The sequence below is a fragment of the Tardiphaga sp. 862_B3_N4_1 genome, assembly GCF_051811085.1.
Lineage (GTDB): Bacteria > Pseudomonadota > Alphaproteobacteria > Rhizobiales > Xanthobacteraceae > Tardiphaga > Tardiphaga robiniae.
Genome location: NZ_JBPWQB010000001.1, coordinates 1,829,225 through 1,849,484 on the forward strand (window position 1 = coordinate 1,829,225; position 20,260 = coordinate 1,849,484).

The 20,260-nt window shown below is 62.9% G+C and carries 17 protein-coding genes; 10 read left to right on the plus strand and 7 right to left on the minus strand.

The features are described 5' to 3' along the window. The 4 genes from fabF to AB8B02_RS08475 form a co-directional block, all read right to left on the minus strand. Positions 1-1,263, minus strand: coding sequence for a beta-ketoacyl-ACP synthase II (gene fabF, locus AB8B02_RS08460; RefSeq protein WP_439063684.1), 1,263 nt, complete (start codon positions 1,261-1,263; stop codon positions 1-3). A 50-nt stretch (positions 1,264-1,313) separates the two neighbouring features. Next, positions 1,314-2,597 carry an MFS transporter gene (locus AB8B02_RS08465; RefSeq protein WP_175366060.1) on the minus strand — a complete coding sequence of 428 codons (1,284 nt, stop codon included), beginning with the start codon at positions 2,595-2,597 and terminating at the stop codon, positions 1,314-1,316. A gap of 74 nt (positions 2,598-2,671) precedes the next feature. Further along, positions 2,672-3,868, minus strand: a complete 1,197-nt coding sequence (locus AB8B02_RS08470) for an acetyl-CoA C-acyltransferase (protein ID WP_439063685.1) — start codon at positions 3,866-3,868, stop codon at positions 2,672-2,674. A gap of 109 nt (positions 3,869-3,977) precedes the next feature. Then, on the minus strand, positions 3,978-4,748 hold the full coding sequence (locus AB8B02_RS08475; protein WP_089267272.1) for an enoyl-CoA hydratase: 771 nt from the start codon (positions 4,746-4,748) through the stop codon (positions 3,978-3,980). Between the two features lie 176 nt (positions 4,749-4,924). Between AB8B02_RS08475 and AB8B02_RS08480 the strand changes: the two genes are divergently transcribed. The 9 genes from AB8B02_RS08480 to AB8B02_RS08520 all read left to right on the plus strand — a co-directional run bounded on the left by AB8B02_RS08480 (position 4,925) and on the right by AB8B02_RS08520 (position 15,074). Next, a complete protein-coding gene (locus tag AB8B02_RS08480) occupies positions 4,925-5,620 on the plus strand; it encodes a TetR family transcriptional regulator (protein WP_439063686.1) in 696 nt (231 codons plus the stop codon). A 163-nt stretch (positions 5,621-5,783) separates the two neighbouring features. Beyond that, a complete protein-coding gene (locus AB8B02_RS08485; RefSeq protein WP_120290210.1) occupies positions 5,784-7,280 on the plus strand; it encodes a CoA-acylating methylmalonate-semialdehyde dehydrogenase in 1,497 nt (498 codons plus the stop codon). An 88-nt stretch (positions 7,281-7,368) separates the two neighbouring features. After that, positions 7,369-8,514, plus strand: a complete 1,146-nt coding sequence (locus AB8B02_RS08490) for an isobutyryl-CoA dehydrogenase (protein WP_309944179.1) — start codon at positions 7,369-7,371, stop codon at positions 8,512-8,514. Beyond that, positions 8,511-9,581 (plus strand): enoyl-CoA hydratase/isomerase family protein, encoded by a 1,071-nt coding sequence (locus tag AB8B02_RS08495; RefSeq protein ID WP_439063687.1) that lies wholly within the window; start codon positions 8,511-8,513, stop codon positions 9,579-9,581. Before AB8B02_RS08490 ends, AB8B02_RS08495 begins: the two co-directional genes overlap by 4 nt. Before the next feature lie 82 nt (positions 9,582-9,663). Continuing rightward, positions 9,664-10,551 (plus strand): 3-hydroxyisobutyrate dehydrogenase, encoded by an 888-nt coding sequence (gene mmsB / locus AB8B02_RS08500; RefSeq protein WP_439063688.1) that lies wholly within the window; start codon positions 9,664-9,666, stop codon positions 10,549-10,551. A gap of 13 nt (positions 10,552-10,564) precedes the next feature. After that, positions 10,565-12,307: an AMP-binding protein gene (locus tag AB8B02_RS08505; RefSeq protein ID WP_439063689.1), complete on the plus strand. Its 1,743-nt coding sequence runs from the start codon at positions 10,565-10,567 to the stop codon at positions 12,305-12,307. A gap of 106 nt (positions 12,308-12,413) precedes the next feature. After that, positions 12,414-12,875, plus strand: coding sequence for a MaoC family dehydratase (locus AB8B02_RS08510; protein WP_439063690.1), 462 nt, complete (start codon positions 12,414-12,416; stop codon positions 12,873-12,875). Between the two features lie 12 nt (positions 12,876-12,887). Then, positions 12,888-13,805, plus strand: coding sequence for an SDR family NAD(P)-dependent oxidoreductase (locus AB8B02_RS08515; protein WP_439063691.1), 918 nt, complete (start codon positions 12,888-12,890; stop codon positions 13,803-13,805). An 84-nt stretch (positions 13,806-13,889) separates the two neighbouring features. Next, a complete protein-coding gene (locus AB8B02_RS08520) occupies positions 13,890-15,074 on the plus strand; it encodes a TIGR03862 family flavoprotein (RefSeq protein WP_439064613.1) in 1,185 nt (394 codons plus the stop codon). A 127-nt stretch (positions 15,075-15,201) separates the two neighbouring features. Here AB8B02_RS08520 and AB8B02_RS08525 read toward each other — a convergent pair whose 3' ends face one another. The 3 genes from AB8B02_RS08525 to AB8B02_RS08535 form a co-directional block, all read right to left on the minus strand. Next, positions 15,202-16,281, minus strand: a complete 1,080-nt coding sequence (locus AB8B02_RS08525) for a D-TA family PLP-dependent enzyme (RefSeq protein ID WP_439063692.1) — start codon at positions 16,279-16,281, stop codon at positions 15,202-15,204. A 113-nt stretch (positions 16,282-16,394) separates the two neighbouring features. Next, positions 16,395-18,206 (minus strand): ABC-F family ATP-binding cassette domain-containing protein, encoded by a 1,812-nt coding sequence (locus AB8B02_RS08530; protein ID WP_439063693.1) that lies wholly within the window; start codon positions 18,204-18,206, stop codon positions 16,395-16,397. Positions 18,207-18,215: 9 nt separating this feature from the next. Further along, complete coding sequence (locus tag AB8B02_RS08535; protein WP_093758808.1) at positions 18,216-18,698, minus strand: YaiI/YqxD family protein; 483 nt, start codon at positions 18,696-18,698, stop codon at positions 18,216-18,218. Positions 18,699-18,856: 158 nt separating this feature from the next. On the opposite strand from AB8B02_RS08535, the gene AB8B02_RS08540 reads away from it, so the two are divergent. Next, a complete protein-coding gene (locus tag AB8B02_RS08540) occupies positions 18,857-19,657 on the plus strand; it encodes a hypothetical protein (RefSeq protein ID WP_093758807.1) in 801 nt (266 codons plus the stop codon). Positions 19,658-20,260 lie beyond the last annotated feature (603 nt).

Consider the following 20,260-nt stretch of genomic DNA (forward strand, 5'->3'; position numbering starts at 1 on the left):
CTATATTCGCCGCAGTAGCACGCTGGCGTTGACGCCGCCGAAGCCGAAGCCATTCGAGAGCACGTGCTCCATGGCCATCGGCCGCGCCTTGCCGCGGATCAGATCGATGCCATCGGCAGACGGATCGGGATTTTCGAGATTGAGCGTGGCCGGAGCGATCTGGTCACGCAGCGCGAGGATTGCGTAGACCGCCTCAAGCCCTCCGGCTGCACCGAGCAGGTGGCCCGTGGCGGATTTGGTCGAGCTTACAGCGACTCCGCCGTTCGTTCCGAAGATCGACTTGATCGCTTCGAGCTCGCCGTGATCGCCGACCGGAGTCGATGTCGCGTGGGCGTTCAGATGCTGGACATCGGCAGGCGTGATGTTGGCCTGTGCCAGAGCGATATCCATCGCGCGCCTGGCGCCGTCGCCGTCCTCGCGACCGGCTGTCATGTGGAACGCATCGGACGTCGTGCCGTAGCCGATCAGTTCGGCGATCGGCTTCGCGCCACGCGCCAAGGCATGATCCAGTTCCTCAAGCACCACGACGCCGGCGCCTTCGCCCATGACAAAGCCGTCGCGGTCGCGATCGAACGGGCGCGAGGCGCGCTCCGGATTGGCGACGAAGTCGGTGGAGAGCGCGCGAGCGGCGGCGAAGCCGCCGAGGCTGACACGGTCGATACAGGCTTCGGCACCCCCGGCGATGGCGACATCCGCTTCGCCGGAGCGAATGAGACGTGTAGCGTCACCGATCGCCTGCACACCGGCGGCGCAGGCTGTCACGGGCGCGCCGAGTGCACCTTCGAAGCCGTAGCGGATCGAGATATGACCGGCCGCAAGATTGACCAGGAACGAGGGCACGGTGAACGGCGACAGCCGGCGGATGCCCTTGGTATCTGTCGTGCGGACCGCGTCGGCAATTGCCGGAAAGCCGCCGATGCCCGAGGCGATGATCGTGGCCGTGCGCTGCCGTTCTCGCGCATTCTTGGGCTGCCAGCCCGCCTGCGCAATGGCTTCATCGGCAGCCATCAGCGCAAACAGGATGAAGCGATCCATCTTCTTCTGATCCTTGCGCGGCGCAGCCTTGTCAGGATCGAAACCGCCTTCCGGATCGTTCGCGATGTCGGGTACCTGGCCGCCGACCTTGGCGGCGAGATCAGTGGTCATGGCTTCCGGCAATAGACGAATACCGGATTGACCGGCGAGCAACCGGGACCAGTTGATCTCGACGCCGCAACCGAGCGGCGACACCGCTCCCATCCCCGTAATGACAACGCGGCGCATGATGAATTCCCGTTCTGATATGAGTGGCGAGCGGCCTGATCCCGCGGGGATCAGGCGGTCGCGACCTTCTTGTCCTTTGAAATCGCCAGCACGATCAGCGCTGCAATAATACATAGCGCACCTGCCGCGAAAAAGGCAGGCAGATAGCTGAGCAGTACCGTGCGCGACAGGCCAGCGCCGAATGCCGCCGTTGCTGCGCCTAACTGATGGCCGGCGAAGATCCAGCCGAACACCAGACCCGCGCGTTCGGGACCGAACTTGGACGCGGTGAGGCGCACGGTCGGCGGCACGGTGGCGATCCAGTCCAGGCCATAGAACAGCGCGAACAGCGACAGGCCATAGAACGAGAAGTCGGTGAACGGCAACGCCAGCAGCGAGAGGCCACGCAACCCATAATACCAGAACAGCAGATAGCGATTGTCATACCGGTCGGATAGCCAGCCCGACGCGATGGTACCGACGAAATCGAACACGCCCATCGCCGCAAGTAGGCCGGCCGCCTGAATCTGCGGGATGCCGAAGTCGAGGCACATCGGGATCAGGTGCACCTGCACGAGCCCGTTGGTGCTGGCGCCGCAGATGAAGAACGTGGCGAACAGGATCCAGAACACCTTGGTCTGGGCAGCATCGCGCAGGGCACCGAGCGCTGCCGCCATGATCGGCGAGGTGTTCGGTGGTGGAACGGCCAGCGGTTCGGTGCTGGTGTCGCCATAGGGGCGAATGCCGATGTCGCTGGGACGGTCCCGCATCACCAGCAGCACACCGAGTGCGGCTATGGCCAGCATCACGCACATCAGCGCCAGTGCCCAGCGCCAGTTGCTGTGCTCGGTGATGCTGGCGAGGATCGGCAGGAAGATCAACTGGCCGGTGGCCGCGCTCGCGGTGAGGATACCCACGACGAGGCCACGGCGTGCGCTGAACCAGCGCGCTGCGACGGTGGCGCCGAGCACCAGCGCCGTCATCCCAGTGCCAATGCCAACGGCGACGCCCCAGAGCGCCATCAACTGCCAAACCTGCGTCATCCCAAGCGACAATATGAGGCTTGCAGCAACGACGAGCAGGGCAATCAGCGTGACGTTACGCAACCCATAACGGTTCATCAGCGCCGCGGCGAACGGCGCCATCAGGCCGAACAGCACGAAGCGGATCGACATGGCGGAGGAAATCTCCGCGGTGCTCCAGCCGAATTCCTTCTGCAGCGGCACGATGAACACGCCGGGCGCGCCAACCGCGGCAGCGCTGACCAGCGCCGTCACGAAGGTTACGGCGATCATCGCCCATCCGTAATGGATATTGCGGCGGGCGAGGGCAGTCGAGAGCCATCCGGAAATCATCGGGTTTCCTGCAATCAATGAGAAAAGGCGTCGCGACGACCATCGCCGCGACGATCATATCTGGGAAAGGCGGTTCAGCGAACGATGCGTTCGATGGCAATCGCGGTGGCTTCGCCGCCGCCGATGCACAGTGCCGCGACGCCGCGTTTCAGGCCTCTGGCTTCCAGTGCATGCAGCAGCGTCACGATCAGCCGCGCACCGGTGGCGCCGATGGGGTGGCCCAGCGCGCAGGCGCCGCCATTGACGTTCAGTTTTTCGCGGGGAATTCCAAGGTCGCGTTGCGCGGCCATCGGCACCACGGCAAAGGCCTCGTTGATTTCGAACAGATCGACATCGCCGACGCTCCAGCCGACCTTGTCGAGCAGTTTGCTGATTGCCGGAATGGGCGCAGTCGTGAACCATTGCGGTTCCTGGCTGTGCGTGGCGTGGCCATGGATCACGGCCAGCGCGGGCAGGCCCTCACGATCCACGAGGGAACGCTTGGCGAGCACCAGGGCAGCAGCGCCATCGGCATTGGCGGACGAAGCAGCGGGCGTGATAGTGCCGTTGCTGCGGAAGGCTGGTTTGAGGTTCGGGATCTTGGCGGGATCGACCTTCAGCGGATGTTCGTCATTGGCGATCTCGCGAGCTCCGGACTTCTCGACGACGGTCAGTGGGGTGATCTCCGCCTTGAAGGCGCCGCTCTCCACCGCCTTGCGCGCGCGGGTCAGCGTCTCGATCGCATAGGCGTCCTGATCTCCACGCGTGAACTGATAGGCCTCAGCGGTGGCTTCGCCGAAGTCACCCATCGAGCGACCGACCTCATAGGCATCCTCAAGCCCATCCATCAGCATGTGATCGATGATGCGATCATGGCCGACGCGGTAACCGCCGCGCGCCTTCTGCAGCAAATAGGGCGCATTGGTCATGCTCTCCATGCCGCCGGAGACGACGATCTCGGCCGAACCGGCATGGATGATGTCGTGGGCAAGCATGGTCGCCTTCATGCCGGAGCCGCAGACCTTGTTGATCGTCGTGGCCCCGGTGGCATCCGGCAGCTTGGCACCTCGGGCGGCCTGGCGGGCGGGCGCCTGACCCTGGCCGGCGGGAAGCACGCAGCCCATGAAGACTTCGTCGATGCGCTCGGGTGCCAGTTTCGCGCGTGCCACGGCGGCACCGATGACGTGGCTGCCGAGCTTGTGGCCGGAGAAGGGCGATAGTTCGCCCTGGAAGCGGCCGAGCGGGGTGCGGGTGGCCGAGACGATGACGACCGGATCTGAAGCTGCGGACATGATGGAGGCTCCTTCGCGCAAGCGCGGGTCATTTGGATGACACTCATCATATGATGCGCTGCAAGATACGCAATGCCGGCCTGTGCAAAATTCTCGTGAGGTCGAGCTGCTAGCGTTTGCGGTTGATGAAACCCTGCATCAGTCGCTGCGGCTCGCCGGTCAGATAGGCCTCGCCGAACACGCCGACGCTGAGATTGACGGATTCTTTCAGCGGCAGCTCTTCCCACTGTTTCAGCAGGGCTTTTTGCGACCGCATGGCTTCGGGTCCACACTCGAGTATGGCTTCGATCGTCTTTTCGACTTCGGCATCGAGTGCGCCTTCGGCCGCAACCACATCGACCAGACCCCAATTGAGCGCGGTCGGTGCATCGATGGTGGCGGCAGTCATGATCAGCCAGCGCGCACGGCCCCAACCGATCAGGCGCGGCAAGAGGGCAGCGTGAATCACCGAGGGGATACCGACCCTGACCTCGGGCATGGCGTATTTGGAATCATGCGAAGCGATCCGGAAATCGCAGGCGGCAGCAAATTCGAGGCCGCCGCCAAGGCACCAGCCGGGGATGCGGGCGATCACAGGCGCGGGAAAAGCGCGGGCGGCTTCGCAGAGATCGCGCAAGCCGGAAATGAACTTCTCGGCGGAGGCCTGATCCAGCGTCGCCATTTCCTTGATGTCGGCGCCGCCAATCATGCTCTTTTCGCTCTGGCCGGCGATGACAAGCGCGCGAATGGCGCGTTCCGTGGCCAATACCTCAATGCCTTCGCGAACACCCTTGATTGCGGCTGAATTGAGAATATTGAGTGAGCCGGCGTTGCAGATCGTCAGCCGAACTATACCTCGCGGGTCACGTTCGACACCGCAATGGGGATTGAGCATATGCATGAAATCGTCTCGTCCCTTGGCATTTCCTTGGGCCGGCGCGGATCGCCGGTCTTGCTCCTATCAATTCCGCGTCAAACTGCGGTGTTGTCAAGGCCTGCGGCCAGGTGTGCGTTGCGCATGCGGAGCAGCGTGAGTAATATGATCGACATCATCTATTTGTTTTGAATGGACCGCCGATGCGCTATTCGAAGGAACACAAGCTCGAGACGCATGCGCGGATCGTGAAGAAGGCTTCCGTGCGTCTGCGCGAAAAAGGCGCGCATGGCATCGGCGTGGCTGACCTCATGAAGGACGCGGGTCTGACCCATGGCGGCTTCTACGCGCATTTCGATTCGCGCGAGGCATTGGTAATCGAAGCCTTCGCCTATGCAATGGACCGCTCGACCGATCGCTGGCGTCAGTTGGCTGGGCAGGCGGCGCCGGATCAGCGCCTGGCCACGATCGTGGATTCTTACCTGTCGCCGCAGCACCGCGACAATCCGGGCCATGGCTGCGCCGTCCCGGCGCTGGGCGCTGAGATCGCGCGCGAGAGCCCCAAGACGCGCAAGGTGTTTGCCACCAAGCTCGATCAGATGATCGAGATGATGTCCGAGCAGTTTCATGGCGGACCGAGCAAGTCGGCGCGCAGACAGGCGATGGCGGCGCTTGCCACCATGATGGGCACCATCGTGCTCGCCCGCGCCGCCGGCAACGGCGAGTTGTCCGAAGAGCTTTTGAGCGCTGGCCGCGAGGCGGTGCTGGGCCGTGCTGCAGCGCCGAAGCCTGCAGCGTCCAACCCTGCTGTGTCCAAGGCTGTGGCTCCCAAGAGCACGGCTAGAAAGCCGACTGCGAAGAAGGTGGCAACCAAGGCCGTATCAGCCGCCAAGAATTGATAATCGGCGCACTGCCTGCGACATTGTCGCGGCGGTGACATTCTGACAGGGCTAAACGGCAGCGAGCCTGCAATTTCGCAAATCCGCCGCGCGTGCAGGGCCTTTCCAAACGCCATAAAGCCTGATCAACATCGGGCCAAATTTGGCTCCCGGGAGGAAACGCATGCGCACGATCGGACATTTCATCGGCGGCCGTGAGGTCGAGGGCAAGTCGGGGCGTTTCGCCGACGTTTTCGAGCCGATGACCGGCGAGGTTCAGGCCAAGGTTGCGCTGGCCTCCAAGGCCGAAATGCGCGCCGCTGTTCTCAATGCTGCCGAGGCGCAGGTCGCCTGGGGCAACACCAATCCACAGCGCCGCGCCCGCGTGCTGATGAAATTCCTCGAACTCGCCAATCGCGACTACGACAAGCTGGCCGATTGCCTGGCGCGTGAGCATGGCAAGACTGTGCCGGACGCCAAGGGCGATATCCAACGCGGCTTGGAGGTGATCGAATTCGCCTGCGGCATTCCGCATCTGATGAAGGGCGAATACACCGAAGGCGCAGGTCCCGGCATCGACATCTATTCGATGCGCCAGTCGCTCGGTGTCGTCGCGGGCATCACGCCGTTCAACTTCCCGGCGATGATCCCGATGTGGAAATTCGGTCCGGCCATCGCCTGCGGCAACGCCTTCATCCTGAAGCCCTCGGAGCGCGATCCGGGCGTGCCGATGATGCTCGCCGCACTGATGATCGAAGCCGGTCTGCCGCCGGGCATTCTGAACGTCGTCAATGGCGACAAGGAAGCCGTCGACGCAATCCTCGACGACGAAGACATCAAGGCTGTCGGCTTTGTCGGCTCGTCGCCGATCGCCCAGTACATCTACGAGCGCGCTGCGGCGACCGGCAAACGCGCCCAGTGCTTCGGTGGAGCGAAGAACCACGCCATCATCATGCCCGATGCGGATATGGACCAGACCGTCGATGCGCTGATCGGTGCCGGCTACGGCTCGGCTGGCGAGCGCTGCATGGCGATCTCGGTGGCCGTGCCTGTTGGCAAGACCACGGCCGACCGTCTGATGGAAAAGCTCATCCCGCGCGTCGAGAGCCTGAAGATCGGCACCTCCGTGGATCCCTCGGCTGACTTCGGTCCGCTGGTGACCAAGGAAGCCGTCGACCGCGTCAAGAACTATGTCGATATCGGCATCAAGGAAGGCGCCACGCTCGCCGTCGATGGCCGCGGCTTCAAGATGCAGGGCTACGAGAACGGCTTCTATATGGGTGGCTGTCTGTTCGACAACGTCACCAAGGACATGCGCATCTACAAGGAAGAGATCTTCGGGCCCGTGCTGTCGGTGGTGCGTGCCCACGATTACGAAGAAGCTCTCGCGCTGCCGTCGGATCATGACTACGGCAACGGCGTTGCGATCTTCACCCGTGACGGTGACGCTGCGCGCGATTTCGCCGCCAAGGTCAATGTCGGCATGGTCGGCATCAACGTGCCGATCCCGGTGCCGATTGCTTATTATACCTTCGGTGGCTGGAAGAAGTCCGGCTTCGGCGATCTCAACCAGCATGGTCCGGATTCTATCCGCTTCTACACCAAGACCAAGACGGTGACCGCGCGCTGGCCATCGGGTGTCAAGGAAGGCGCCGAGTTCTCGATCCCGTTGATGAAGTAAGAATACGCAAGCGGCCCGGCGCTCCCAAAGGTGGTGCACCGGGCCGTTTCATTTTCCCGGCTGATCAACAATCAACAAGAAGGGCGTGATGCAATTCGCTCTCGATGAGGAACAGACCGCTATTCGCGACATGGCGCGCGAATTCGCTGCGGAAAAGATCGCTCCCTTTGCGCTCAAATGGGACGAGGACAAGCATTTTCCGAAAGAGGTGATGCGCGAGGCGGCGCTGCTCGGCATGGGCGGCATCTATATCCGTGACGATGTCGGTGGCTCCGCGCTGACGCGTTTCGATGCCGCGCTGATCTTCGAGGCGCTGGCGACCGGCTGCCCGACCACCTCGGCCTTCATTTCGATCCACAATATGGCGTCGTGGATGATTGATTCATATGGCAGCGAAGCGCAGCGCCAGAAGTGGCTGCCGCGACTTTGCACCATGGAGCTGCTGGCGAGCTACTGCCTGACCGAGCCCGGCTCGGGATCGGATGCAGCGGCGCTGCGCACGCGTGCTGTCGTGGATGGCGATCACTACGTCCTCGATGGTCAGAAGCAGTTTATCTCCGGCGCTGGCGACACCGATGTCTATGTCGTGATGGTGCGCACCGGCGGAGAGGGCGCTGGCGGCGTCTCCACCATCGTGGTGGAGGCGGGCACGCCGGGTCTCTCTTTTGGCAATAACGAACGCAAGATGGGCTGGAACGCGCAATCGACACGCGCCGTGATCTTCGAAAATTGCCGCGTGCCGATCGCCAACCGGCTCGGTGACGAAGGCATCGGCTTCAAGATCGCCATGTCCGGTCTTGATGGTGGCCGTCTCAACATCGCGGCGTGTTCGCTCGGTGGCGCGCAGTCTGCGCTCGATAAGTCGCTGAGCTACATGAAAGAGCGCAAGGCGTTCGGCAAGCGCCTCGACGAATTCCAGGCGCTGCAGTTTCGTATCGCCGACATGGCGACCGAACTGGAAGCCGCACGCACCTTCCTGTGGCGAGCGGCGGCGGCACTCGACCGCAAGGATGCCGATGCTGGCATGCTCTGCGCGATGGCCAAGCGCTTCGGCACCGATATCGGTTTCGAGGTCGCCAACGACGCGCTGCAGCTGCATGGCGGCTACGGCTATCTCGCCGAATACGGCATCGAGAAGATCGTGCGCGATTTGCGGGTGCACCAGATCCTCGAAGGCACCAATGAAATCATGCGGCTGATTGTGTCGCGCAAATTGATCGAGGGCGCGCGATGAGTTCGGAGGTAGCGACCGAGGCCGGCGAACTGATCGTCGCGCGCGAAGGCGCGGCTGGTGTGATCCGCCTGAATCGGCCGAAGGCGCTGAACGCGCTGACGCTGGAGATGACCCGCGAGATCGCAACGGCGCTCGACGCGTTCGAGAAAGATTCGAAAGTCGCGCTGATCATTCTGGAAGGTGCAGGCGAACGCGGGCTTTGTGCCGGCGGCGATATCCGTGGCCTCTATGAGAGCGCCAGGGTCAAAGGCGATCTCGGCAAGATCTTTTGGCGCGAGGAGTATATCGTCAACGCGCGGATCGCGAAATTCCCGAAGCCCTATGTGGCCTATATGGACGGCTTCGTGATGGGCGGCGGCGTCGGTCTGGCCGGCCATGCCAGCCATCGCATCGTCACCGAGAAGACCAGGATGGCGATGCCGGAAGTCGGCCTTGGCTTCTTCCCCGATGTTGGCGGCACCTGGCTGTTGTCGCGTGCGCCGGGCGAACTCGGGACGTATTTCGGTCTGACCGGACTGACGGCAAATGGTGCCGATGCGCTTGCTGCACATATGGCGGACGTCCTGATCGACACCGCCAATTGGCCGGCATTGCGCGAGGCGCTCACAAAGCTGTCGGCGGGTGCCGATGCGGCGTCGGTGATGACGACACTCAAGAAGTTTGCAGCTCCGGAACAAACCGGTCCGGTCACGGCGCAGCGTGCGCTGATCGATCGCGCTTTCGCCCATGACAGCGTCGAGGAGATCGTGGCTGCGCTTGAGCAGGACGGTTCAGATTTCGCGCTGGCGACGATCAAGGCCATGTCCGACAAATCACCGCGGGGGCTCAAGGTTACCCTGAAGCTGTTGCGGCTAGCGCGCGCGTCGAAGTCGCTCGAGGAATGTCTGTCGCGCGAATATCTCGCGGCGCTGGAGGTGTTTGATAGCGCCGATTTCGTCGAGGGCGTGCGTGCGGCCATCATCGACAAGGATCGCAATCCGAAATGGCAGCCACCGGATCTCGAGGGCGTGACACCGGAGATTGTCGCGCGCTATCTGGCCAAACGGGATGTTGAGCTGACCTTCTGAAGGTCGAGCGTTCTGAACGAAAGTTGGATTTCGCCGTTTTCATCAGGCTTTAAAAACAGACAAACGATCACGAGGGCAGGACATGACCAGCATTGCATTCATCGGTCTCGGCAATATGGGTGGCCCGATGGCCGCCAACCTGGTCAAGGCGGGCCACAAGGTGACGGGCTTCGATCTCGTCGAGGCGTCCCGCGCGCAGGCGAGGGCGGATGGCGTGACCATTGCTGACAAGGCGGTCAATGCCGTGAAGGGCGCCGAGGTCATCATTACCATGCTGCCGGCCGGCAAACACGTGGTGTCGGTCTGGAGCGAGGTCATTCCCGTTGCCGCCAAGGAGGCGCTGATGATCGATTGCTCGACCATCGACGTGGAAAGCGCACGCAAGGCGCATGAACTGGCGGCTGCGCAGAAGCTGCCGTCGGTCGATGCGCCGGTCTCCGGTGGCACTGGCGGCGCCAAGGGCGCGACGCTGACCTTCATGGCTGGCGGCGATGCCAAGGCGTTCGCGTCGGCCAAGCCGGTCCTCGAAGCCATGGGCAAGAAGATCGTCCATTGCGGCGATGCCGGTGCGGGGCAGGCGGCCAAGATCTGCAACAACATGATCCTCGGCATTTCGATGATCGGCGTCAGCGAAGCCTTCGTGCTCGCCGAGAAACTCGGCCTGTCGCATCAGGCGCTGTTCGATGTGGCCTCGACCTCGTCGGGCCAGTGCTGGTCGCTGACCACCTATTGCCCGGTGCCGGGACCGGTGCCGACATCGCCGGCCAACAATGAATACAAGCCGGGTTTTGCCGCAGCACTGATGCTCAAGGATCTCAGGCTGTCGCAGGAGGCCGCCAAGGCCGCCGGCGCCAGGACGCCGCTCGGCGCTCATGCCGAGAGCATCTATGAGACCTATGAGAAGGAAGGTCACGGCGGCGATGACTTTTCCGGGATCATTCATCATCTGCGGCATTTGATACCGAAATAGCGGGAGCGTCGGCATGACCACGTTCAAGCAGGCCCGCGCCTTCCTCCTCGAACACCGCACCGACTACGCCGCCGCCGTTGCCGGCTTTCGCTGGCCCGATCCGGTCGACTTCAACTGGGCGCTCGACTGGTTCGATGCCGAACTCGCCCATGATCCCGTCAGCAAGGACCGGACCGCGCTCTGGATCGTCGATGCGGCGGCCAGCCGCGAGACGAAGCTGTCGTTCGAGGTGCTGTCACGCCGCTCCAATCAGGTTGCCAATTTCCTGCGCGCGCAGGGGCTGCGGCGCGGCGATCATCTGTTGCTGCTGCTCGGTAATGTGGTGCCGCTGTGGGAGACCATGCTGGCGGCGATCAAGCTGGGCGTTGTCATCATTCCTGCAACCACGCTGCTAACGCCGGATGAGTTGCAGGACCGGCTCGACCGTGGGCGCGCCAAGCTTGTTGTGGCGGCAGAGGATCAGGTCGCCAAGTTCGGCAGCCTGAAGACCGAAGGCATCGGGCAGATCGTCGTCAACGCCGGATCGTCTCACGACGGCTGGCTGGCTTTCGAGACCTCGGCCGAATTCCCTGACACATTCACGCCGGATGGCCCGACCAGGGCTGACGATCCGATGCTGCTCTATTTCACCTCGGGCACCACGGCGAAGCCGAAGCTCGTGCGGCACAGCCAGCGCAGCTATCCCGTCGGCGGACTCTCGACGATGTTTTGGATCGGACTGCAGCCGGGCGACGTCCATCTCAACATCTCTTCACCGGGCTGGGCCAAGCATGCCTGGAGCTGCTTCTTTGCGCCATGGAATGCCGGCGCCACCGTGTTTGTCGTCAATCAGCCGCGTTTCGACGCCAAGGGCCTGCTTGCCACCATCGGCCGCTGCGGTGTGACGACGCTGTGCGCGCCGCCGACCGTGTGGCGGCTCTTCATTCAAGAGAAGCTGGCGACCTTCAAGGTCGCGCTGCGCGAGGTCTGCGGCGCCGGTGAGCCGCTCAATCCGGAAGTGATCGATCAGGTCAAGGCGGCCTGGGGCCTCACCATTCGCGACGGCTACGGCCAAACCGAGACCACCGCGCTGGCCGGCAATTCGCCGGGCCAGACCGTCAAGGTGGGCTCCATGGGCCGTCCGCTGCCGGGCTGGAAGGTTCGCGTTGTCGATGCCGATGGCAATCCGGCGAAGGAGGGCGAGGTCAGTCTCGTGCTTGGCGTCGATCGCCCGGCAGGATTGATGCAGGGCTATCAGGCCGAAGACGGTAGTGTCAGCGGTGCAAGCGGTGAGATCTATCGCAGCGGCGACGTCGTATTTTCCGATGACGATGGCTATCTCACTTTCGTCGGTCGCTCCGACGATGTGTTCAAATCCTCGGACTATCGCATCGGCCCGTTCGAGCTGGAGAGTATCCTGCTGGAACACGATGCCGTGGCTGAGGCCGCCATTGTGCCGAGCCCCGATCCGATCCGGCTCGCCATCCCCAAGGCCTATGTGTTGCTGATCGGCGATACCGCGCCGTCCAGGGCGACGGCGCTGTCGATCTATCAGCATCTGCATGTGCGTCTGGCGCCGTTCAAACGCATTCGCCGGATCGAGTTCGTGACCGAGCTGCCGAAGACGATTTCGGGCAAGATTCGCAGGGTCCATCTGCGTCGGCTCGAACAGGCCGACGATCGCAGCGATCCCTTGCGCGGTGTCGAGTTTCGCGAAGAGGATTTCCCCGAATTGCAGGCGCTCCGCGCGGCGGGATCGCAAGAGGGCGAGCGGTAATTTGTCGCGCTTTGCATGGCTGCAGCGCACAATTTCGCTTGGCGTCAGGGTGTGCGCTGTGGAATCTGCGCCCGCAACGCAACTGGATTTTGAGGACTGAGACTGAATGAGCGCGATGATTGAACGTGATGCCTATATCGCCATGGTAGGCAAGGAAGTCGGCGTGTCGCCCTGGCATGTCATGGACCAGAAGCGCATCGATGCGTTCGCCGCGGCGACGGAGGATTTTCAGTTCATCCATGTCGATCCCGCGCGTGCGCGCGAAACGCCGTTCGGCACGACGATCGCTCATGGCTTCCTGACCATGTCGATGCTCTCGGCGTTTTCCTATGAGGCGCTGCCGCAACTCGCCGATGTCGCCATGGGCGTCAATTACGGCACCGACAAAGTGCGCTTCGTGTCGCCGGTCAAAGCAGGATCGCGCATCCGCGGCCGCTTCACGCTGACCGAGGCGACGTTGCGCAAGCCGAAGGAATTGTTCACGCGCACCAGCGTGAGTGTCGAGATCGAAGGCGAGGACAAGCCGGCATTGGTCGCCGACTGGCTCGGCCTTGTCTATTTCAATTGAGGAGCATGCCACATGACCATTCGATTTGACGGCCGCGTTGCCATCGTCACTGGCGCCGGCAATGGACTGGGCCGCGCCCATGCGCTGGGCCTTGCGAAGCTCGGCGCCAAGGTCGTCGTCAACGATTTCGGCGGCGCGCGCGACGGCACCGGCGGTTCGCTGACGGCGGCGGAATCCGTTGTCGAGGAAATCCAAGCGGCCGGCGGCACGGCGGTGCCCGATGGCGCTGATGTCTCGAACTTCGAACAGGTTAAGGCGATGGTCGACAAGGCGACCAAGGAGTGGGGCAGCGTCGACCTGATGTGCGCCAATGCGGGTATCCTGCGCGACAAGTCCTTCGCCAAGATGGAGCTCGCCGACTTCGCCAAGGTGCTCGACGTGCATCTCACCGGCACTTTCTATTGCTGCAAGGCCGTTTGGGAAGGTATGCGCGCGCGCAACTACGGGCGCATTGTGCTCACCACCTCGTCGTCCGGCCTCTATGGCAATTTCGGTCAGGCCAATTACGGCGCGGCCAAAACCGGCATGGTCGGCCTGATGAATGTGCTCGCCGAGGAAGGTCGCAAGACGGACATCCGCGTCAACATCGTGTCACCCACGGCAGCCACGCGCATGACCGAGGAACTGTTGCCAGCGCAGGCGCTGCAGTTGATGAAGCCGGAAGCGATCACGCCGGCGGTCGAATATCTCCTGAGCGAGAATGCACCGACCAAGACCATCATGGGCGCCGGCGCAGGCTCCTTCGCGGTCATCAAGATTCTCGAAAGCGAAGGTGTCAATTTCGCCGAAGCTGACTGGAGCCCGGATACGATTGCCGCGCATTTCGCGGACATTAGTGATATGTCCAAGGCCAAGGCGCTGGAAGGCGCTTTCCATCAGACCCAGAAGTATGTCGAGCAGGCCGCCATTCGCTTGGGCGTGAAGGCCTGATCGGCGGCTTCGCCACTGCGTGTGACCTTGACTGAGCCTGTGAAGAACCAAGTTGCGGTGATCGGTGCCGGCCCTGCCGGGCTGATGGCGGCCGAGGTTCTGAGCCGTGGCGGCGCTGCCGTCACGGTCTATGACGCGATGCCATCGGCTGGTCGCAAGTTTCTGATGGCCGGACGCGGCGGACTCAATCTCACTCATAGTGAGCCGCTGCCGGAATTCCTCAAGCGCTATGGCGCGGCGGAGGCGCAGCTTGCGCCGTCGATCTCGGCTTTCACGCCGACCGCGCTACGCGACTGGAGCGAGGCGCTTGGGCAGCCGACTTTTGTTGGGTCCAGCGGCCGGGTGTTTCCGCAGGCCTTCAAGGCATCGCCATTGTTGCGCGCGTGGCTGCGGCGGCTGGATGAGAGTGGCGTGCGGTTTGCCTTTCGTCACCGCTGGACAGGATGGGACGGCGATGGGCGTTTGACATTCCAAACGCCGGACGGGTCGCGGGCGATCGCCTGCAAGAGCGCGATTCTTGCGCTTGGCGGTGCAAGCTGGCCGCGGCTTGGCTCGGACGGCGCATGGGCCGGTGTGCTGGCTGCGAAGGGCGTGAGTATCGCACCGCTGCGCCCGGCTAATTCCGGTTTTACGATCGCGTGGTCGGAGATCTTCAAGGACCGTTTCGAAGGTCAGCCGCTGAAGGCTGTTGCGCTGTCGTTCGGTGCACACAGCGTGCGCGGCGAGGCGATGGTCACGCGTGGCGGTATCGAAGGCGGTGGCATCTATGCGCTGTCGTCTCTGTTGCGCGAAGCGGTCATTGCGGATGGCAACGCGACGCTGTGCGTTGCTCTTAGACCGGACCTCGATGCGAAGGAGCTGACCACGAAGCTGGCAGCATCGCGTGGCAAGCAGTCTTTCTCCAATTTCCTGCGCAAGGCGATCCATCTGTCGCCGGTGGCCATTGGGCTGCTGCAGGAAGTCGCTGTCCCAGAGGGCATTCAACTGGCGTCATTGCCGCCGGAGAAGTTGGCTGCCTTGATCAACGTCGTGCCGGTGACGCTCAATGGCGTCGCGCCGATCGCGCGTGCTATTTCGACGGCGGGGGGCGTCTCGTTCGATGAGATCGACGACGCCTTCATGCTGAAGCGTATGCCGGGCACTTTCGTCGCCGGCGAGATGCTCGACTGGGAAGCGCCGACCGGCGGCTATCTGCTGCAGGCGTCGTTTGCGACAGGCGCTGCAGCGGGCGAGGGCGTTTTGAGGTGGCTGGCTTTTTCGCCCCGATAGAACGCCGACCTCATGGTGAGGAGCGCGCTCTTGCGCGCGTCTCGAACCATGAATGTGTGTCCATCCTTCGAGACGGCGCCAAGCGGCGCCTCCTCAGGATGAGGTCCCGAGTGTAAGCGCTGTCGCGTTACCGCAGCTTCCCACGCGCGGCTACCGGGAGCGTGCCGATGATCTCGTCACCGCGCACCATCACCACTTCGTCGAACATGTTGACGACCACGCAGACGTGGTTCGGCACGATGCGGACGACATCGCCGACATTGGGTCGGGTGTTGCTGCGCCCGAGGTCGAGAAAACCATGCTCCTCGGCGAAGCGCGCGATCTTCGCTTCGGGATGTTCGAGGATCAGGCCGTAGCCATCGAGACCGCCGGTGTCGGGCGTCAGCGTCTTGGAGCCGGCATCGAGAATGCCACGTTCCGGGCCGGCGCGGCTGACCACGGTCGAATAGACATTCAGCGCGCAATCGTCCCAGGTCGCGGAGCCGGCGGCGACCTGCATACGGTCGTTATAGATATATGTGCCGAAGCGATGTTCGGTGGCCCCCTTGAGCTTGCCGACGTTCTTCAGGTTTGGCGTGCCGCCGGTCGAGACGATCGTGGGCTCCAGACCGAGTGCGCGAACGCCGGCCAGCGCTTCGTCGTAGAATTTCTGTGCGTCCGGCCAGCCGGTTTCCGTTGGGTACAGCATGAAGCCTGCGAAGGTGAGGCCTTTCGAGGCCGCGATCTCCTTGGCGAGAGCGATGGCTTCCGCGGGCGTCTCGACGCCGGCGCGCTTGCGGCCGGTATCGCATTCGACCACGACGTTGACATTCCGGCCCGAAATCGCGGCGGCTTTCGGCAAGTCGCCGATGACGACGGAATTGTCGGCGGCGACGGTGACATTCGCCTTCGCCTGCAGTGCGCCGAGCCGCGCCATCTTCTCGTCGCCGAGCAGGTTGTAGCTGATCAGGATGTCGTCGATCCCGGCATTGGCCATGATCTCGGCTTCGCCGAGCTTCTGGCAGGTGATGCCTTTGGCACCGGCTTCGATCTGCATCTTCGCGATGACCGGGCTCTTATGCGTCTTGATATGCGGACGATTGGCAACGCCGGCATCGTCGCAGACCTTCTGGATACGCGCGATATTGCGCTCGACGCGGTCCATGTCGATGACAAGGGCGGGCGTGCCGTAGTCGTTGGAGATCTTGGCGGCGAGTGTGGTGGTCATTGTGTCGTCTCCGGCATTTCCACCGTCATTGCGAGGAGCGAAGCGACGAAGCAATCCAGTCTTCGCTTGTTGCCTCTGGATTGCTTCGCTTCGCTCGCAATGACGACTGACAGTTACGCGTTCTCGATTTCTTCGCGGAGCATCTCCAGCTCCAGCCATTGCTCTTCCGAATCCTGCAATTCCTTCTGTGCCTTTGACAGCGCAGCGGTCGCGGTATCGAACTTCTTGCGATCCTTCTTGTAGAGGTTGGGATCGTCGAGATGGCGCTGCTGCTTGGCGATTTCGGAGCGCAGATTGTCCATCGCCTTCGGCAGGGTTTCCAGCGCGTGCTTGTGCTTGAAGTTCAGCTTGCGCTTGCCGGCGGGCTTCGACGCGTCCGACTTGCTGCCGTTGCTCTTGGCAGCCACGGCTTCGGTCTTCGCCTCGCGCTTCAGGTCGGCGCCGCGCTGCGCCAGCATGTCGGTATAGCCGCCGGCATATTCCATCCACTTGCCGTTGCCTTCCGGCACGATCACCGAGGTGACGACGCGATCGAGGAAGTCGCGGTCATGGCTGATCAGGATGACGGTGCCTTCGTAATCACCGAGCATTTCCTCGAGCACGTCGAGGGTTTCGAGATCGAGGTCGTTGGTCGGTTCGTCCAGCACCAGCACGTTGGATGGTTTGGCCAATGCGCGGGCCAGCATCAGCCGGCCGCGTTCACCGCCGGACAATACTTCGAGCGGCGTGCGCATCTGTTCCTGCGAGAACAGGAAGTCCTTCATGTAGCTGACCACATGCTTGGGCTGGCCGTTGACCATCACATGGTCGCCGCGGCCGCCGGTGAGGGCCTCCGCCAGCGTGGTCTTCGGGTTGAGGCTTTCGCGATGCTGGTCCAGCGTCGCCATTTCGATATTGGCGCCGAACCGGATGGTGCCTGAATCCGGCGGCTCGGTGCCGGTCAGCATGTTGATCATCGTGGTCTTGCCCGCACCGTTCGGGCCGACCACACCAATGCGATCGCCACGCTGCACGCGGATCGAGAAGTCGTCGACGATCTTGCGGTCACCATAGGTGCGGCAGATGTTCTTGGCCTCGAAGATCAGTTTGCCGGACTTTTCCGCCTCGGCGGCGGCGAGCGTCGCGTTGCCCGCGGCGCCGCGATAGTCCTGGCGCTGTGCGCGCAACTCATGCAGGCCGGCGAGGCGCTTGACGTTGCGCTTGCGGCGGCCGGAGACGCCGTGGCGCAGCCAATGTTCTTCATTGACGATCTTGCGGTCGAGCTTGTGCTGGTCGCGCTCTTCTTCCGCGAGCACGTCATCGCGCCACTGTTCGAAAGCCGAGAAGCCGCGATCGATCTGGCGGATCTGGCCGCGATCGAGCCAGGCGGTGGCACGTGAGAGGTTGCTGAGAAAGCGGCGGTCATGGCTGATCAGCACCAGCGCGCAGCGCCGGCTGGCCAGTTCGCCTTCCAGCCACTCGATCGTCGTGAGATCGAGATGGTTGGTGGGCTCGTCGAGCAGCAGGATGTCGGGCTCGGGCGCCAGCACGCGGGCGAGCGCCGTGCGGCGCGCTTCACCGCCGGACAGATTGTTCGGATCTTCGTGGCCGGTGAGCCCGAGCTGTTCGAGCAGATACTGCGCCTGATAGATGTTGTGGCCGTCGCCCATGCCGGCCTCGACATAAGCGAGCGTCGTCGCATAGCCGGAGAAGTCCGGCTCCTGCGGCAGATACTGGACGGTGGCACCGGGCTGCACGAAGCGGCTGCCTTTGTCGTTTTCAACGATCCCCGCCACGATCTTGAGGAGCGTCGACTTGCCGGAGCCGTTGCGGCCGATCAGGCAGACGCGCTCGCCCTGCGACACCGACAGTTCGACGCCGTTGAGCAGCGGCGTGCCGCCGAAGGTCAGGAAGATGTCTTTCAGCTGGATAAGCGGAGGAGCCATAAGGTCAGTTCAACTTTGTTTCGGCGCGGGCGCAAAGGCCGGGTCGCGCTGGATGCGGCGGATGGTTTGATCCAAGGCCGACAGGAACGCCGAGCGATCGCGCGGCGCGAATGATTTGGGACCACCGGTGATTTCGCCTGACGACCGCAAATCGGTCATCAGGTTGCGTACTGCGAGCGTCATCCCGATGGATTGTTCTGTGAACGGCTTGCCGTTAGGGGCAATTACCGCGGCGCCCGCCTTGACGCAGCGGCTGGCCAGCGGAACGTCTGCCGTGATCACGATATCGCCCTTCTGGGCGCGTTCCGCAATCCAGTCATCGGCCGCATCCATGCCCGAACCTGCGGCAATCCGCTCGATCAGGGGATCGTCAGGCACTCGGATGAAGTTTCCGGCGACCACGCTGACGGGCAGGCTGAAGCGGGCGGCGACGCGGTAAATCTCGTCTTTGACCGGGCATGCGTCGGCGTCGATATAGATGCGTGTGGTCAAGGGAGCACAAGTTCCACGAAAAGGCAGTCATTTGCGGGTGGGCGATGTGGCGCTGACGCGGGACAGTTCCCCGCCCGTCGCCTTGCCTCGAACATGGTGACGGGTATCATCTCCTGCCAAGGCGAACACTCAATTTCGCGCAGTTTTCGGGAGGAATCATGACCAAACGGCTCGAACCGTATCGTGTTGAGGCGTTTAACACCGCCAAACAGTCCGAAAACAAGATGCATGACGATTCTGTCGCCCGGAAATTCGGTTTCAGCGGTGGATTGGTGCCTGGCGTCGACGTGCTGGCCTATATGATCCATCCGCCGGTGCAGCACTGGGGACGGGACTTTCTGGAGCGTGGCCTGATCGAGGCCCGTTTCACCAAGCCGGTCTATGACGGCGAGACAGTCGAGGTGATCGCCGAGGAAGCCGGCGAGGGGCTCGCGCTGAGTGTTGAGGGCGGCGGCGAGATTCGTGCGGCCGGGACCGCATCGCTGACGGCCTTCCCGGTGGTGCCGTCGCTGGATAAATTCCCGGATACGGCGGCTGTGTCGAAGCGGCTGCCGGTGGATGCCAATTCCTACGCGCTCGACAAGTGGCTCGGGACGGCGCCGCGGGTCTGGCCGGAGGATGGACTTGCCGAATATCTGGGTGAGGTTCGCGAGGCCGACGATCGGTATTTGCGCGAGGGTATCGTGCATCCCGGCGTGCTGCAGCGGATCATGAACAAGGTGCTGGTGGACAATGCGCTGCTCGGGCCGTGGATTCACGTCGGCAGCAGGATGCAGTTGCTGGCGACCGCGAATACCGATGACGAGTTGATCGCGCGGGCGAAGGTGACCGCCAATTACGAGAAGAAGGGGCATCGGTTCGTCGAGCTCGATGCGATCATCGTGGCCAACGGCACGACACCCGTAGCGCATTGCCAGCATATCGCGATCACTCAGCCGCGCGAGGTCGTGGCGGCGTAAGCGAGGCTCGTCATGGCCGGACTTGTTCCGGCGATCCACGTCTTCCTTTGTCGCCAAGACGTGGATACGCGGGACATCTAGTGAAGCTAGCTTCGCGCTGCCCGCGCATGACGGCGTGTGTGGCGCCGATAGCGCGTCACGTCTTCACGGATTCAACTGTCAAACAGCCACTGCTCATCAGACATGCGTCATCGCCCCCATTGTTTGCGGCGCGGGGGCGCCGTCGTCCTTTGCATTCCCACCCTCCTGTGAGAGGGCGTGCGGAACGCCGGGTGCCCGTTGCACCCTTGGGCCTGATGCGATGCGGTCTTCCGCAATTGAGAGTGCATCAGGACTTTCGGAGGCGCCGAGCAAGTGCCCGGCGTTCCGCCTGCGGTGTTTTTTCGGTTGCCTGCACATCTGCCATGGCGAACGCTCCCATCACCAAAATTAATGTCCCAGGGCGGAGGGACAGGGTAGCCGCAAAGCACTTGGCCGAACGCGTTTCGAGTTGGTCGTCCGTCACACTGTCCAGGGATCTTTCCATCTCAAGGTCGGCCGTGTCCTTGCCAGTGGCAGTGCTGGCGCAGATCCGTCCTGCCCGAAGACAGACGTTACCCCCAA

Coding starts and splice junctions, on each gene's coding strand:
- AB8B02_RS08470 (WP_439063685.1), bottom strand. CDS start 3,868: ATGTCCGCAGCTTCAGATCCGGTCGTCATCGTCTCGGCCACCCGCACC.
- AB8B02_RS08490 (WP_309944179.1), top strand. CDS start 7,369: ATGCAATTCGCTCTCGATGAGGAACAGACCGCTATTCGCGACATGGCG.
- AB8B02_RS08515 (WP_439063691.1), top strand. CDS start 12,888: ATGACCATTCGATTTGACGGCCGCGTTGCCATCGTCACTGGCGCCGGC.
- AB8B02_RS08525 (WP_439063692.1), bottom strand. CDS start 16,281: ATGACCACCACACTCGCCGCCAAGATCTCCAACGACTACGGCACGCCC.
- AB8B02_RS08510 (WP_439063690.1), top strand. CDS start 12,414: ATGAGCGCGATGATTGAACGTGATGCCTATATCGCCATGGTAGGCAAG.
- AB8B02_RS08505 (WP_439063689.1), top strand. CDS start 10,565: ATGACCACGTTCAAGCAGGCCCGCGCCTTCCTCCTCGAACACCGCACC.
- AB8B02_RS08495 (WP_439063687.1), top strand. CDS start 8,511: ATGAGTTCGGAGGTAGCGACCGAGGCCGGCGAACTGATCGTCGCGCGC.
- AB8B02_RS08485 (WP_120290210.1), top strand. CDS start 5,784: ATGCGCACGATCGGACATTTCATCGGCGGCCGTGAGGTCGAGGGCAAG.
- AB8B02_RS08530 (WP_439063693.1), bottom strand. CDS start 18,206: ATGGCTCCTCCGCTTATCCAGCTGAAAGACATCTTCCTGACCTTCGGC.
- AB8B02_RS08520 (WP_439064613.1), top strand. CDS start 13,890: ATGGCGGCCGAGGTTCTGAGCCGTGGCGGCGCTGCCGTCACGGTCTAT.
- AB8B02_RS08540 (WP_093758807.1), top strand. CDS start 18,857: ATGACCAAACGGCTCGAACCGTATCGTGTTGAGGCGTTTAACACCGCC.
- AB8B02_RS08475 (WP_089267272.1), bottom strand. CDS start 4,748: ATGCATATGCTCAATCCCCATTGCGGTGTCGAACGTGACCCGCGAGGT.
- fabF (WP_439063684.1), bottom strand. CDS start 1,263: ATGCGCCGCGTTGTCATTACGGGGATGGGAGCGGTGTCGCCGCTCGGT.
- mmsB (WP_439063688.1), top strand. CDS start 9,664: ATGACCAGCATTGCATTCATCGGTCTCGGCAATATGGGTGGCCCGATG.
- AB8B02_RS08465 (WP_175366060.1), bottom strand. CDS start 2,597: ATGATTTCCGGATGGCTCTCGACTGCCCTCGCCCGCCGCAATATCCAT.
- AB8B02_RS08480 (WP_439063686.1), top strand. CDS start 4,925: ATGCGCTATTCGAAGGAACACAAGCTCGAGACGCATGCGCGGATCGTG.